General features: G+C 30.4%; 14 protein-coding genes. 4 read left to right on the top strand and 10 right to left on the bottom strand.

Annotation, left to right across the window (positions count from 1 at the left end; genetic code table 11):
• Positions 1–89: 89 nt before the first annotated feature.
• From H0I28_RS02650 to H0I28_RS02640, 3 genes are all read right to left on the bottom strand, one after another.
• Positions 90–1337: an aminotransferase class I/II-fold pyridoxal phosphate-dependent enzyme gene (locus H0I28_RS02650; protein WP_218733127.1), complete on the bottom strand. Its 1248-nt coding sequence runs from the start codon at positions 1335–1337 to the stop codon at positions 90–92.
• Positions 1338–1421: 84 nt separating this feature from the next.
• Positions 1422–2417, bottom strand: a complete 996-nt coding sequence (locus H0I28_RS02645) for a PLP-dependent cysteine synthase family protein (protein WP_218752710.1) — start codon at positions 2415–2417, stop codon at positions 1422–1424.
• 168 nt (positions 2418–2585) lie between these two features.
• Entirely contained in the window at positions 2586–4688 is a 2103-nt protein-coding gene (locus H0I28_RS02640) for a S9 family peptidase (RefSeq protein WP_254712871.1), read from the bottom strand.
• 136 nt (positions 4689–4824) lie between these two features.
• Between H0I28_RS02640 and H0I28_RS02635 the strand changes: the two genes are divergently transcribed.
• From H0I28_RS02635 to H0I28_RS02620, 4 genes are all read left to right on the top strand, one after another.
• On the top strand, positions 4825–5148 hold the full coding sequence (locus tag H0I28_RS02635; protein WP_218760354.1) for a YbaB/EbfC family nucleoid-associated protein: 324 nt from the start codon (positions 4825–4827) through the stop codon (positions 5146–5148).
• A 6-nt stretch (positions 5149–5154) separates the two neighbouring features.
• A complete protein-coding gene (locus H0I28_RS02630; protein ID WP_218760352.1) occupies positions 5155–5454 on the top strand; it encodes a DUF2752 domain-containing protein in 300 nt (99 codons plus the stop codon).
• Between the two features lie 9 nt (positions 5455–5463).
• Entirely contained in the window at positions 5464–5796 is a 333-nt protein-coding gene (locus H0I28_RS02625; protein ID WP_218733122.1) for a CCC motif membrane protein, read from the top strand.
• Between the two features lie 148 nt (positions 5797–5944).
• Positions 5945–8581 carry an AsmA-like C-terminal region-containing protein gene (locus H0I28_RS02620; RefSeq protein WP_218760350.1) on the top strand — a complete coding sequence of 879 codons (2637 nt, stop codon included), beginning with the start codon at positions 5945–5947 and terminating at the stop codon, positions 8579–8581.
• A gap of 623 nt (positions 8582–9204) precedes the next feature.
• Here H0I28_RS02620 and H0I28_RS02615 read toward each other — a convergent pair.
• The 7 genes from H0I28_RS02615 to hemL form a co-directional block, all read right to left on the bottom strand.
• Entirely contained in the window at positions 9205–10839 is a 1635-nt protein-coding gene (locus H0I28_RS02615; protein ID WP_218733120.1) for a tetratricopeptide repeat protein, read from the bottom strand.
• A 136-nt stretch (positions 10840–10975) separates the two neighbouring features.
• Entirely contained in the window at positions 10976–11881 is a 906-nt protein-coding gene (gene hemF, locus H0I28_RS02610) for an oxygen-dependent coproporphyrinogen oxidase (protein ID WP_218733119.1), read from the bottom strand.
• Positions 11878–12456: a hypothetical protein gene (locus H0I28_RS02605; protein ID WP_218760349.1), complete on the bottom strand. Its 579-nt coding sequence runs from the start codon at positions 12454–12456 to the stop codon at positions 11878–11880. The genes hemF and H0I28_RS02605 overlap by 4 nt, the downstream gene beginning before the upstream one ends.
• A gap of 47 nt (positions 12457–12503) precedes the next feature.
• Positions 12504–13250 (bottom strand): EI24 domain-containing protein, encoded by a 747-nt coding sequence (locus H0I28_RS02600; protein WP_218760348.1) that lies wholly within the window; start codon positions 13248–13250, stop codon positions 12504–12506.
• A gap of 123 nt (positions 13251–13373) precedes the next feature.
• A complete protein-coding gene (locus tag H0I28_RS02595; protein ID WP_218760347.1) occupies positions 13374–13718 on the bottom strand; it encodes a 5-carboxymethyl-2-hydroxymuconate Delta-isomerase in 345 nt (114 codons plus the stop codon).
• Between the two features lie 3 nt (positions 13719–13721).
• A complete protein-coding gene (gene hemE / locus H0I28_RS02590; RefSeq protein ID WP_218752704.1) occupies positions 13722–14750 on the bottom strand; it encodes a uroporphyrinogen decarboxylase in 1029 nt (342 codons plus the stop codon).
• Between the two features lie 137 nt (positions 14751–14887).
• On the bottom strand, positions 14888–16177 hold the full coding sequence (gene hemL / locus H0I28_RS02585; protein ID WP_218733114.1) for a glutamate-1-semialdehyde 2,1-aminomutase: 1290 nt from the start codon (positions 16175–16177) through the stop codon (positions 14888–14890).
• Positions 16178–16187 lie beyond the last annotated feature (10 nt).

Below are 16187 nucleotides of genomic sequence, written 5' to 3'. Positions count from 1 at the left end.
AGAAATATAGAAGTTAAAAAGTGAAAATTATAAACACAAAAACCGAGCTATATAGCTCGGTTTTTTATAATATCTAAAGAGATAAAAAATTACACCATAGAAGCTGCAATCTTTTTATAAGTACCGTTTTCTAACAATTCTCTAATTGCGGAAAATGCAGTAATTGTTTCGTCTATATCTTCTTGTGTATGTGTTGTAGTTGGAATTAATCTTAAAATAATTAATCCTTTTGGTATTACAGGATATACAACAATAGAACAGAAAATCCCGTGGTTTTCACGTAAATCATTTACCATAGCCATTGCTTCTGGTATATCTCCCTTTAAGAATACTGGTGTAATACATGTTTGTGTAGTTCCTAAATCGAAACCAGCATCACGCAAACCAGATTGTAAAGCATTTGTGTTTCTCCACAAAGTTTCTTTTAACTCAGGCATTGTACGCAACATATCTAAACGTTTTAATGCTCCTTTAACCATTGCCATTGGCAATGATTTAGCAAACATCTGAGAACGCATATTGTATTGTAAATACTGTATTACTTCTTTATTACCTGCAAAGAAAGCTCCAATACCTGCCATAGACTTTGCAAACGTTGCAAAATATACATCTATTTCATCTTGTACTCCTTGCTCTACTCCTGTTCCTTTACCGTCTTTACCTAAGGTACCAAAACCATGAGCATCATCTACTAAAAGTCTAAAATTATATTCTTTTTTAAAAGCAACAATTTCTTTTAAACGACCTTGCTCTCCACGCATTCCAAAAACACCTTCAGAAATCACTAAGATTCCACCGCCTGTTTTCTCTGCCATTCTTTGAGCACGCTTAATGTTTTTCTCAAAACTTTCCATGTCGTTGTGCTTGTAAACAAAACGTTTACCAGCATGCAAACGAACACCATCTATAATACACGCATGTGTATCCATATCATAGACAATAATATCGTTTTTAGTTACTAAAGCATCAATAGCAGACACCATACCTTGGTATCCAAAGTTTACCAAATATGCAGCATCTTTTTCAACAAATTCTGCACATTCTTTTTCTAATTGTTCATGAAATTCTGTATGTCCAGACATCATTCTAGCACCCATTGGGTAAGCCATACCATGTTCTGCAGCTGCAGCACCATCTACCTTTAAAACTTCAGGATGATTAGCCAAACCTAAATAATCGTTGATACTCCAAGTAACAACTTTCTTACCATTAAAAGACATCCTGTTAGAGATTGGTCCTTCTAACTTTGGAAAAACATAATAGCCTTCTGCTTGTTTTGCCCATTTACCTAAGGGACCTTTATCTGCTTCTATTCTTTCAAATAAATCTTTCGCCATGTGCTCTATTTTATTATTGTTATTCGAAACGCAAAGAAACTGCTTTTTTTGCAGTTAATCAAATTGCGTTTGTTTCTATTCTTTTTACAAAAATTTATTTTCTTTCATCCAATCATCGCTATAAATTTTATTCATATAACGAGATCCATGATCTGCAAAAATTAACACTACAAAACTATCTTCATTAAACATATCTTTTGCAGCATATTGTTTGGTAGCTTGCATAACAGCTCCACTTGTATATCCTGGAAAAATACCTTCTTTTCGAACAATGTTTCTAGCCTCTAAAGCAGCTTCTTTATCCGATACTTTTTCATAGATATCTATCACATCAAAATCGGTAGCCGTAGGAATTAAGTTTTTACCCAATCCTTCAATCTTATACGGACTTACTTCATTTAAATCTAGCTCTCTAGTTTCATGATATTTCTTTAATACAGAACCTATTGCATCTACTCCGAGTACTTTAATATTCGGATTTTGTTCTTTTAAATATTTACCAGAACCAGATATAGTACCTCCTGTACCACTTGCAACCACTAAATGTGTGATCTTACCTCCCGTTTGTTCCCAAATTTCTGGTCCAGTTGTTCTATAATGTGCCTCTGTATTTAGCTCATTAAAGTATTGATTTATATAAACTGAATTCTTTGTTTGTTTATGTATTGCTTTGGCAACTTCATAATAAGATCTTGGGTCTTCTGGTGCTACATTTGCAGGACAAACATGTACCTCTGCTCCCATCGATTTTAGTAAATCTATTTTATCTTTAGAAGATTTATCACTTACTGCTAATATACATTTATACCCTTTAACAATACTTATCATTGCCAAACTAAAACCAGTATTACCTGAAGTAGTTTCTACAATGGTAGCTCCCTTTTTAAGGATGCCTTTTTTCTCTGCGTTTTGTACAATGTGTAAAGCAATTCTATCTTTTGCTGAATGACCTGGATTAAAAGCTTCGAACTTTGCGTAATAGCCGCCAGGTAGATTTTTTGTAATCTTATGAAGTTTAATTAGCGGGGTTTCACCTACTAAATCTAATATTGAATTGGTAATTCCTTTGTTTCTCGTCATTCTCTCACTATTCTCAAAGTAAATGTCATTACGATTTTGCGCTACGTATTTATCTTTTATTGCTAAAAATAGCTTCGTTACGCTCGCAATGACACTTATTTGATCTTTGATTCTTGCAGCAAAAGTACGGTTAATCCTTAAATACTGAAACTGTTTTTAATACTTAATTTATTTGGTATCTAATTTACCCTCTAATGCTAAAAAGAAAGAATACATTTTAGCAGTTTCTTTTAAAGCATCAAAACGCCCTGAAGCACCTCCGTGTCCTGCTTCCATATTTGTTTCTAATAACAGTAAATTGTTGTCTGTTTTTAACTCTCGTAATTTTGCAACCCACTTTGCTGGCTCCCAATATTGTACTTGAGAATCATGAAAACCTGTAGTAACTAAAATATTCGGGTAGTCTTTTGCTTTTACTTGGTCATAAGGTGAATACGATTTTATATAATCGTAATACTCCTTGTCATTTGGGTTACCCCATTCGTCATATTCTCCCGTTGTAAGCGGAATACTATCATCTAACATCGTAGAAATTACATCTACAAAAGGTACAGAAGCAATAATTCCGTTATACAGTTCTGGATTCATATTTACAATAGCTCCCATTAATAAACCTCCTGCAGACCCCCCCATAGCGTATAAATGCTCTGGTGATGTGTAGTTGTTATCAATTAAATACTGAGAACAATCGATAAAATCATTAAAGGTATTTTTCTTATTCAACATTTTACCATCTTCATACCATTCTCTTCCTAAATATTCGCTACCTCGGATATGTGCCAACGCATAAACAAAACCTCTATCTAATAAACTTAAACGAGTGGTAGAAAAACTATCTGGAATGGTATATCCGTAAGAACCATAAGCATATTGCAATACCGGTGTGTTATTATTTAGCTCTGTATCTTTATGATAAACCAAAGAAATAGCTACCTTTTTACCATCTCTAGCACTTACCCAAACACGTCTGCTTATGTAATTTTCTTTCTTAAATTTACCTCCTAAAACTTCTTGTTCCTTTTTAACCTCTTTAGATTGATTCTTCATATTGAAATCAATCACAGAACTTGGTGTTGTAAAAGAATTGTATGAATAACGAATAACATCTGTATCGAAATCTGGATTTGCATACACGCCCACAGAATAGGTTTCTTCATTAAAAGGTAAGTAGTAATCCTTGGTTTCATCCCAACGCTTAATACGTATTTTATTTAAGCCATTAGTACGCTCTTCTAAAACTAAATAGTCTTTAAATATTGAAAAATCTTCTAATAAAGTATCATCTCTATGCGGAATTACATCTACCCAATTCTCTTTTGTAGTATTTGTAATTGGAGTTTTCATCAACTTAAAGTTAATGGCATTATCTTTATTCGTTAACAAGTAAAAATAATCTCCAAAATGCGCAACACTATATTCTAAATCTCTTTCTCTAGGTTGTAGCATTGTAAATGCTCCTGTTGGATTGTCTGCATCTAAATACTGTGCTTCTGTAGAGATTGTATTGTAAGAACCAATAATAATGTATTTATCAGATTTAGATTTGGTTACATACGTACCAAATGTATCGTCGTTTTCATGAAAAACTTCTACATCTTCAGAGGTTGGTGTACCTAAAACATGTCTAAAAACCTTTTCACTTCTTAACGTTTCTGGATTCTTTTTGGTGTAAAAAATAGTTTTATTATCGTTTGCCCAAACAGATCCACCTGTTGTGTTTTCTATAATATCTTTATAAATTTCACCCGTTTCTAAGTTTTTAATTCTTAAAAAATACTGTCTTCTACTTACAGTATCTGTTGCAAAAACGGCTAATTTATTATCCGAAGAAATATTTAAACCTCCTAATTGATAATAATCGAAATCTTTAGCCATTTCGTTTACATTAAAAAGAACTTCTTCGTCTGCCTCTAAATTTTCTTTTTTACGGCTATATATTGGGTATTGATTCCCTATTTCATAACGCGTAATATAAAAGTAACCGTTGTCTTTATAAGGTACAGAAGAATCGTCTTCTTTTATTCTACCTTTCATTTCTTCGAATAATTCTCCTTGAAACGGTTTTGTATATGCAGTTACCTCATTATAATAGGTGTTTTCCTCTTCTAAATAATTTACTACTTTTTCAGTTTGAGTGTCTTTATCTATGGCATTTTTTTGCTCATCAGACAAACGCATCCAAAAATAATTATCTATTCTAACATCTCCGTGTTTTTCTAACTTTGTAGGCTGTTTTTCTGCTACTGGAGTTTTTGCATCTGTACTTTTCATGGTCTCATTTTTACAAGCGGTTGCAAATGTAAGACTTAATACAACGAAAGGAATAACTATTTTTCTCATTTTTGGTTGATTTAAATTCTTATAAAAATACTAAATTTGTAACAAACTTAAATTTTAATAAAAAAATATGTTAGGAGACTTATCAGGAATGATGAATAAGCTTAAAGAAGCTCAGCAAAAAGTAGAAGAAACAAAAACAAGATTAAACACTGTTTTAGTAGATGAAGTAGCCGCAGATGGTAAACTAAAAATAACATTAACAGCAAACAGAGAAATTAAATCTATTTCTATAGATAATTCTTTACTTGAAGATGCCGAAGAATTAGAAGACTATTTAATTCTTGCTTTAAATAAAGCTATCGAAAAAGCAACTAAAATTAATGATGCAGAAATGGCTGTTGCCGCTAAAAGCGGAATGCCAAACATACCAGGAATGGACATGTTTAAATAATTAAATATGTTTTTAATTACAAATGATTATTTACTGCCTTGTTTAAATAAATCTCTTTTCGGGATAGATTGTCCAGGTTGCGGAATTCAAAGAGCATTTATGCTGCTTATAAAAGGAGACTTTGTAGCTGCTTTTAAAATGTATCCTGCAATTTACACATTACTATTATTTGTTCTATTTATATTGATAACCTTTAAATCGAGATTTAAGAACAAGCAGAAAATAATTATATCATTTGCAACGATAAACGTGCTAGTTATCGTAATTAGTTACTGCATTAAAATGAAACCTTTATTTACACTTTAAAAAAAATTAATGGAAAAACAAAATTTACCCAATGCAACCACTTCTTTAGTACTTGGTATTTTATCTTTAGTAACTTGTATTTGTTATGGAATTATAGGGCTGCCTTTAGGTATTATCGCTTTAGTTTTAGGTAACAAAGCTATAAAAGAATACAATTTAAACCCAGAAAACTACAATAGCGTTGGTAACGCTACTGCAGGGAAAATAACAGGAATTATTGGTATACTCTTAAACGCAATTTTTTTATTGGTAATTGTATGGTTCTTTTACCAAATAGGTTTAGCAACTTTAGAAGACCCAGCCTTATTAGAACAAAGAATAAATGAAATATTTGGGCAATAATACCAATATATACTAAACTACCAATACTGTAATTCTTACCAAGAGTTACAGTATTTTTTTTCAATTCATTTATATTTAACGTTATATAAACACATTAAAGAGTGTCTAAATTGTATTTTTGCTGTTGATATTTAATCAACTTAAAAAAATGACAAATACCGAAAAGAAGAAAAAGTCTTTAGTCTCAAAAATTCTTAAATGGGGTTCTATAACTGCTCTTGTATTGATAATAGCAGTAATTTCAATTCCCTTTTTGTTTAAAGATAAAATTGTAGTGATCGTAACCAATACCATTAATAACAATATAAACGCTACTGTAACTTTTAAAGAAGCAGACCTTAGTTTACTTAAACACTTTCCATTAATTAGTTTAACGGTAAACGATGTGGTTGTAGCTAATAAAGCACCGTTTGTTGGTGATACTTTATTCAATACAAAAGAATTAAGCTTATCTTTAAAACTAACAGAGCTTTTTAAAAACTCTAAAGAAACGCTTTCTATAAAAAGTATTGCTACCAAAGAAGGAGATGTCAATATTATATTTGATAAAGAAGGAAATGGAAATTTTGATATCGCAAAAGCACCCGAAGAAACGCCAACAACAAGTAGCGAAAGTACTTTTTCATTAAACATCGAAGACTATGAGTTGGAAGACATCAATTTTAATTACATAGACAGAGGTAGCAACACCAAAATGAGTTTAGATAGTATTTACCATTCTGGTGAAGGAAACTTTGCTGAAGATGTTTTTAACTTAGATACCCAAACAACAGGTTATTTATCTTTAGACCTAGACAAAACAAACTATTTAAGTAACGTAAAAATTTCTTTGGATGCCGTACTTGGTATCGATTTAAAAAACAGCAAATACACCTTTAAAGAAAATACAGGCTATATAAATCAATTGCCTTTAGAGTTTGATGGTTTTGTTCAATTAGTTGATGAAAACCAATTATATGACCTTAATTTTAAAACCCCTACCTCATCATTTAAAAATGCATTGGCTTTATTGCCTAAACAATATGCAGGTAATTTAGAATCTATTAAAACGGAAGGTAATTTTGAAGTAAATGGTGTGGTAAAAGGAACGTTGTCCGAAAAAACAATACCTACATTTAATATCGAAATTATTTCAAAAAATGCTTTGTTTAAGTATGCCGATTTACCTAAATCTGTAACCAACATAAACATAGATACTAAAATTGTAAACAAAACAGGTTTTGTTAAAGACACATATGTAAATATTGATCAATTCAACTTTAAAATTGATGATGACACTTTTGCTGCAAACGGAAATTTCAAAAACATTACCACCAATCCGTATATTAATTTAACAGCAAAAGGAACTATTAATTTAGCTAATATTGGTAAAGTATATCCTGCTCCTATAGAGCAAGAGTTAGAAGGTCTTTTAAATGCAAATATTTCTACTAATTTTGATATGAATTCTGTTGAAAAAGGAACCTATCAGAACATTAAAAACTCTGGGAACCTAACACTTAGCAACTTTAAATATGATGGTAAAGATGTTGCTAATACTTTTTATATTGATAAAACATCTATCGTTTTTAATACAAACACCATTAAATTAAACGAATTTAAAGCTAAAACAGGTAGTTCTGATTTAGCTATCAATGGAAATTTAGATAATTTTTACGGTTTCATTTTTAAAGATGAAGTTTTAAAAGGAAACTTTGTTTTAAATTCTAACAATTTAAAAGTTGGCGATTTTATTACAGAAAGTACACCTGTTGTAACAGAAGAAAAAACAAATACAGAAACAGCAGCAAGCTCAACCTTAAAAATACCTGCTTTTTTAGACGTAACTCTAACTGCAAATGCTAAAAAAGTAATGTATGACAATATAAACTTAACCAATGTTTCAGGACAATTGATAATTCATGATGAAACAGTAGATTTAAAAGATTTAAAATCTGATATTTTTGGTGGTAATATTGGTTTTGATGGTAATGTTTCTACCCAAGGAACTATACCTAAATTTAAAATGGATTTAAACCTATCTAAATTAAATATTGGAGAATCTTTTGGTGCTTTAGAAATGTTAAAATCTATTGCTCCAATAGCAAAAGCCATAGAAGGAAAAATGAATTCTACTATTACTGTCTCTGGTGATTTAAATAAAGATATGACACCTAATCTAAAAACCATTACTGGAAATTTAATAGGACAGTTGTTAGACACTAAACTAAAAGCTAGTAATTCTAAAATGTTAACCACATTAACAGAAAAAGTAAGTTTTTTAGACATAAATAAACTAAACTTAAACGAAGCAACTGGGGCATTTTCTTTTAAAGATGGTAAAGTTACTGTAAAACCAATTCCTTTAAACTATCAAGATATTGGCTTAATAATTTCAGGGACACATGGTTTTGATCAATCTATGAATTATAACTTAGTTTTTGATGTTCCTGTAAAATATTTAGGTACAGATGTAACCAATATAATAGCTAAACTAACAGCTAAAGATGCTGCAAGTATTAAAAGTATTCCTGTAAACGGAACCTTAACGGGTAGTTTTAATAGCCCTAAATTTACTTCTAATATTAAAGAGGCTACAACAAATTTGGTAAAGGATTTAGTTGAAAAACAAAAAAATCAATTGATAAATCAAGGAAAAGATAAGTTGAAAGATTTAATTGGTGGTGACACTAAAAAGGATTCTACCAGTACAGAAACGGCAAAAGATAAGGTTACCGATAAAGTAAAAGATGTTTTAGGTGGTCTTTTTGGAAATAAAAAGAAAGATACTGTAAAGAAAAATTAATATCGGTTCTTCTAATTAATACAACGATTCTCATAAGCCATATCAAAAGGGTACTTCACGTTATTTAATAAACTGAAATATCCTTTTGTATGGTTTTATTATTTACTGCAGAGTTACAGTCTAAAGAACATACTAATTAACTTATTTAATAAAAATAGAAATCATGGCAATGGTATCCATATAAAAAAAAGCTATTTACAATGATATTGAGTTGATTTATTCTCTAAGAGTTCGTTTCGTTTAAGAGATGCAAAATTTATATTTTTATCATTTATAAAAATATAATAATTAGTAAAAAGCAAAGAAGATTAAAAACTGTAAGTAATAGAAATTATGTTACGATTTAAACTTATTGTGTGATTAAAAATATTTGTAAAGCTTTGTAAATAAAAAAGCAACTTATTTCTAAGTTGCTTTAAAAGTTTAAAATGGTGATAAAATATTTTGGGGGAAAATTAAATATTTTGGGGAATCACTTATTATGTAATCAAATATAAATAATAAGTCTAAATTTTACACTAAAAAAGAGGTAACAAAAAGTAACAAAGTATTTTTAAAGCGTAACAAAAAGTAACAAAAACACACCACTTAAGACATAAACAACTAAAATAGAACGCATTAAACTACACCTCTAACTTTTGAATAAACATCTCTAATTTTTCACCTTTAGGTACATTCATTTTCTTTCTTATTCTGTAGCGTGTAACTTTTATTGCATCTGAACTTGAATTTCTAATTGATGCTATTTCCTTAATCGATAAATTTAACCTTAATAATGAACATACTTCTCTTTCTGTTTTAGTAAGCTCTTTATAAGTGATAACTAACATATTATTAAAACCATCATTAATAATATCAATCTTATTTTTAACCAAAGTTAATTTACTATCTGTTGTAATTTGTTGCTGAATTTTAAAAGATAAATCTTTAATATAATTTTTCACTTCAACTGAATCACTCGATTCTCTTTGATTTTTAAGTTTTAATAAAAGTTGTTTTAAAAACTCTAACCTCATAGAATTATCTGCAACCAAACTTCTTATATCTGATTCAGATCTTTTGAACTTTTCCTGTAAAACCTCTTTTTTAATTTTTTCTTTTTCTAAATTTCCTTGTATTATTTTATTTTTATTAACTGAATTTCTATAAAATAAAAAAACAAGAGGGATACCCAATAATAAAAAAACAAAAATTATAATTAAATACAACCTCTTCTCAAAAACTTCTTCTTGATTTAATATTTGCAAATTTTTGGTTTCCACTTTGTGTTTATTTACTAACTCGGTCTCTTCAAGTGTGTTTGTTAATTGAGATTTAAAAATAGAGTCTGAATAAGTTTTATACTTCTGTTGATATAGATAAGCAGATTTGTAATTTTTCAATGAATAGTTAACCTTTGAAATTGAATTATAAGATTTTGCTAACCGTAGTTTAAAACTTTCTTCTTCGGCTACCACAATAGCAGAATCTAAATATTTTTCAGCTTTATCATATTCGTTCAATTCACTATATGCGGCAGCAATGTTATGGTAATTTACAGTTATAAGTAGTTTCTTATTTTCCTTTTTAGCATATTTTAAAACTAAACTTCTAATATTTATTACTTCAGCATATCTTCCCTGTTTATAATACGTATTCGCTATGTTATTATAAACATTATAAACTCTATTTTCTTTCTTTATTTTTTTAAAAAGGTAAAGTGCTTTATTATAAAAATAAATTGAGGAATCTAATTTTTTTAATCTAGTGTAGTAATTCCCTAAATGTAGATAACCTTTTCCTATTAATGTTTCACTTCCTCCTTCACTTAATTTCAATCCTTTTTGGTAGAATTCAAATTCTTTATCCATTTGATTTTTATATCGATATACATATCCAATATCAAAATAAACAGAGGCTAAACGTTCTAAATCATTATTATCTTTAAAGATATCTTTTGCTTTATTAAAATACCTGAGACTTGTACTTAAATTTCCTTCATTTTTCTCTACAAATCCTAATTTAAATAAAGCTCTACCTTCCATCAAATTATTCTTATCCTTATTTAAAGCCAAAGCTTCTCGATAAAAATATTCCGCTTTATTACTATTTTTAGAATAAAAATATTCACCACATTCATATAAAAACAGTGCTTTTTTTTCGTCTGTTTTTATAGATTTTACAATTTCTTTTTTTGAAATAAAAATAGAATCTAAATTCTGAGAGTTGGTTTTTAAAATAAAAAGAAATAAAAAAGGGAGTATTATTTTGAAGTACATTTTTTTGTCAGTCTATTTTTACTTTTACAAAACAGTAGATATCACAAAAGTTAAAGCAAAATACAACTAAAATTAATATCAATAAAAAAAACGATGTAAAAAAAGGCAAAACGAATCGTTTAGCCTTTTTTATCTTTTAAGAAATCCATTCTTTAGGATTTTCTAAAACCTTAATCAACCTTTCTTCTTCAGAATTTTCTTCTGGTTGATGATTGTATTTCCATTGTACAATTGGCGGTAAACTCATTAGAATACTTTCTATTCTACCGTTTGTTTTTAAGCCGAACAAAGTACCTCTATCATGCACTAAATTGAATTCTACATAACGTCCTCGTCTTACTTCTTGCCAATCTTTATGTTCTTTTGTAAATGCTATTTCTTTTCGCCTTTCTACAATTGGCACATAACTTTCTAAAAAACTGTCCCCTACTTCCGTAACAAAATTGAATCTGTCTTCTATAGAAAACTGCTCTGTTTCCTTTTGATAATCGAAAAATAAACCTCCAATTCCTCTTGCTTCTTTTCTGTGAGCATTCCAGAAATACTCATCACATACCTTTTTAAACTTCGGATAAAATGCTGGATCATGTTGGTCGCAAGCGGATTTACATACTGTATGAAAATGAGTAGCATCTTCATCAAATAAATAATAGGGCGTTAAATCTTGTCCTCCACCAAACCATTGAGTAACGATATTTCCTGCTTCGTCATACATTTCAAAATAGCGCCAATTTGCATGCACTGTTGGCACAAAAGGACTTATTGGATGTAAAACGAGACTCAATCCACAAGCAAAAAAGTTACCTTCTTTTACTTTAAATTGTTTTCTTAATGCTTCTGGTAATTCACCATGAACAGCAGAAATGTTTACACCACCTTTTTCAAAAACTTTTCCATTTTCAATCACACGAGTTCTTCCACCTCCACCTTCTTCTCTTTCCCAAAGGTCTTCTTGAAATTTAGCACCACCGTCTACCTCTTCTAGTTTACAAGTAATTGTGTCTTGTAAGTTTTCTATGTATTTATAAAATTGATCTTTCATTTAATTGCAATTTTAGTCATATTTATTTTTTTAGTGGTTAGCAATAGCGTTTCTACTACAGCCAAAAAGCAATAATAAAAAAAACCAAAGCTAATAGCCGTATGTGGTCTCTCCATAAACTCTCCACTTGCTGTTAAAGTTTCAAAATACCCCGACGAATTTAAAAATTCTTGTGTTAGTCCTAATTCTCCAAAAACACCATTTGAAAAAAGAGTGATAAAGATAAGTATTAAGTATAAAATTGCTGCCGAGATAGAAAACAGTATCGCTCTACTTCGTATTTGAATATCGACTTCTGAAAAGGCAAAGCGCATTCTATTTAATACAACTAATAAGTATATAATTAATATATCATTGCCTTCCATTGCAGACGAAAATCCCCAGGCAAATAAACCATAAAAAGGCACCAACAGAAACAAAGATAATCTTTTAGGCATAACAGCCATAAATACTCCTGAATGTACCATTATAAACTCAAAAACCATTAAAATAGCCATTGAAGATATTTTAGAAACATCAGAAGCTTCTGGTTGAAACCAAATAACAGAAAATTGATAAGCAATAATAAGTTTCATTATTATGCCTGCATACTCAAAAGGTTTATCGTATTTTTTTAAAAAATTCACTTATTATTTTCAGTATTTAATAAGGCAACCGTTTTTACAGATGCAGCTGTTACAGAAAGTGGTAAAACGATAATAAGTCCTATTACAGGAATTAGCATGCACATCATAAAAACAATTCCATTACCAATAGCAAAACCTCTCTTTTTTCCAACAAAGTTGATGCTATCTTTATAGTTAAAATATCTTTCTAAGGTATAATCCATATTTCCGAAACCGACATAATAAGCTTGTAATAAAAATAATAAAGCGGTAAAAAAAAATCCTATTATGGGAATAAAACTTAATAATAACAACGGAATCGTTAATAATAACTCTTTACCTATGTTTCTTAAACTAATTCTAATTCCTCTAATTAATTGTTCTTGAAAGCTTGTTTTTCTGTGGTTGTGTTTTAAATCTCCATTGATATGAATTTCTATCTTTTCTGATACAGGACTCATACATGGTGCTGATAAAGCCAATACAATATGTTTATATAATAGAAAACCAATAACTAATACAAAGAGACCTCCAATTACAGATGTAATGGTTGTAAATGTTTCTTTTCCCCAGTCCCAAATCCATATTTTAGCCAAAAAAGCACCAATATTATCGGATAATCCGTACGCTGTAAAACCAATAATTGTTGCCGTTACCACACTAATTACTATTGGAATTATAAAATATTTCCATAGTTTTAATTGAGATATTAAACCAAAAGAACCTGCGTAGGCACTTATGCCTGAAAGTATATTTTTAATCATTAGCGTTGGTTTGCGTTAGCGATTGAAATGGCATCCTTTTTGCTTTTTCTGCAAAAAGATATAATGGAAAGCGCGACTTTATGCTGATTTTTTTCAGCATAAAGTAACGCCCATATTATGTATCTAAATCATAGATTTATTACAGTAAGTATTAGCTTCAAAGTCTCTTATATTCATAGAAATAACGGGTACTTTAGGAAACAATGTAGTTAAGGTAGCTACAATTGCGTAAGAAAGATCTGATTTTTGATCACTAGTTCTTCCTTCCATTATATTACCAAAAACATGAATAAAATCGGCTGCTTCACTTTGTACTAAAGAATATTTAAACGGATTTAAACGTACTTTAATATCATCTCTATCAAATAAACCCGTAGAAAAAGCCGTTTCAAAAACGGCTTCTAATACTTTTCTTGGTTCTCGTAATTCTAAAATGTTTTCTGAACAATCTAAAATAAAATGTGGCATTTTTTAGTCTGCTTTATATTCTTTTACAGCATCGATAAATGCTTTTGCGTTTTCTAACGGAATGTTTGGTAAAATACCATGCCCAAGGTTTACAACTAATCTGTCTTTACCAAATTCATTAATCATTTGATGTACCATTTTTTTGATCACCGCTGGTGGAGAAAACAATCTTGTTGGATCGAAATTACCTTGTAGCGTAATTTTTCCGCCAGATAAATAACGTGCATTTCTTGGAGAACAAGTCCAATCTACACCTAAAGCCGAAGCGCCAGATTTAGACATTTCGTCTAAAGCAAACCAACATCCTTTACCAAAAGCAATAACAGGAGTTTCATCTTTTAAAGCATCGATAATTTGCTGCATATATTGCCAAGAAAATTCTTGATAATCTACTGGAGATAACATACCTCCCCAAGAATCAAAAACCTGAACAGCATCTACACCTGCAGCTACTTTTGCTTTTAAATAAGCAATGGTTGTATCTGTAATTTTCTGTAATAAAGAATGAGCTACCACAGGATTTGTGAAACACAATTCTTTTGCTTTATCAAAGTTTTTAGATCCTTGCCCTTGTACACAATAACAAAGAATCGTCCATGGCGAACCTGCAAAACCGATTAATGGTACTTCATCATTCAGTTTTTCTTTGGTTGCTTTAATAGCCTCCATTACATAACCTAAAGTATCTTGAATATCTGGAACAATTACTGAATCTAAATCTTTTTGAGTACGAATTGGATTCGGTAAATAAGGTCCGAAGTTTGGTTTCATTTCCACATGAATATTCATTGCTTGTGGAATTACCAAAATGTCTGAAAATAGAATTGCAGCATCCATTCCGTATCTACGAATTGGTTGCACTGTAATTTCTGATGCTAACTCAGGAGTTTGACAACGTGTAAAAAAATCATATTTCTTTTTGATTTCTTGAAATTCAGGTAAATATCTTCCTGCCTGACGCATCATCCAAACAGGTGGACGGTCTACAGTTTCTCCTTTTAAGGCTCTTAAAAATAAATCGTTTTTTATCATTTTTTAGCTTTTGGCTATTAGCTTTTGGCTATTAGCTATTTATGATTATTGAACGTCATTGCGAACGTAGTGAAGCAATCTGCTAATTCATACGGAGATTACTTCGTCATTCTTCCTCGTAATGACGATTTATATATTTACATTTTTGAAACAGCTAACATTCCCTTATCAATCGCTTCTGCTATTTTCTTTATATCCTTATCTGATAATGCTGATGATAAAAACCATGCTTCAAACTGACTTGGAGGTAAGAAAACTCCGTTTCTAATCATTTCCCAGAAAAACACTGCAAACTTTTTAGTATCTGACAATTGTGCTTCTACAAAATTAGTAACTTCACTATTTACAAAGAAAGGATTTAACATAGAACCAAACCTATTTACAGTTAAAGCAACATTGTATTTCTTAGCAGTTTCTAATAAAATCACCTCTAAAATACTACCAGTTTCCTCGAATTTTTTATACGGATTTTGCTTTTTCAGTTCCGTTAAAGTAGCAATTCCACCTGCCATAGCAATTGGATTTCCACTTAACGTTCCTGCTTGATACATTCCGCCTAAAGGCGCAACTTCTTGCATTATCTCTTCTCTTGCTCCGTAAGCTCCAACGGGGAAACCTCCACCAATAACCTTACCTAAACAGGTAATATCTGCTTCTACACCTAGTAATTCTTGCGCTCCACCAAATTTAGAACGGAAACCTGTCATTACTTCATCAACAATTAATAACGCTCCTTTTGTTTCTAAATACGCTTTTAATTCTACTAAGAAATTATTTTCAGGAATTACAACCCCCATATTACCAGCAATTGGTTCTATAATTACACCTGCAATATTGTCATCATTTTCAAAGTGTTTTTTTACACTATCTAAATCGTTATAATTAGAAATTAACGTGTTTTTTACAGCTCCTTCAGGAACACCTTTAGAACCGGGTAAACTTAATGTTGCCAAACCAGAACCTGCCGCTACTAATAATGCATCTTGATGCCCATGGTAACAACCTGCAAATTTTATAATTTTATCTTTTCCGGTAAATGCTCTTGCCAAACGGATTCCGCTTAAAACAGCTTCTGTACCAGAGTTTACAAAACGAACTTTGTCCATTCCTGGGAAAGCGTCGCAAACAATTTTTGCTAATTTTATTTCATTTTCTGTTGATGCACCAAAAGAATATCCCTTTTGTAATGCTTTTTCAACAGCTTTTTGCACTTTTTTATGTCTATGACCTAAAATCATTGGTCCGTAAGAAAGCACTAAATCTATATATTTATTACCATCTACATCGGTAATTTTAGTCCCTTTTGCTTTTTTGATAAACAACGGATTTCCTCCAACTGATGAAAAGGCTCTTACAGGAGAGTTTACAGCTCCTACCAGATTTTTTAATCCTTTTTTATATAATTTTTCTGATTTCTTGAAATTCATTTCTTTTGTT

It is taken from the genome of Polaribacter sp. AHE13PA (assembly GCF_019278505.1).
Lineage (GTDB): Bacteria > Bacteroidota > Bacteroidia > Flavobacteriales > Flavobacteriaceae > Polaribacter.
The sequence above is the reverse complement of the archived record's forward strand: the minus strand, read 5'-3'. Positions and strand labels throughout refer to the sequence as shown.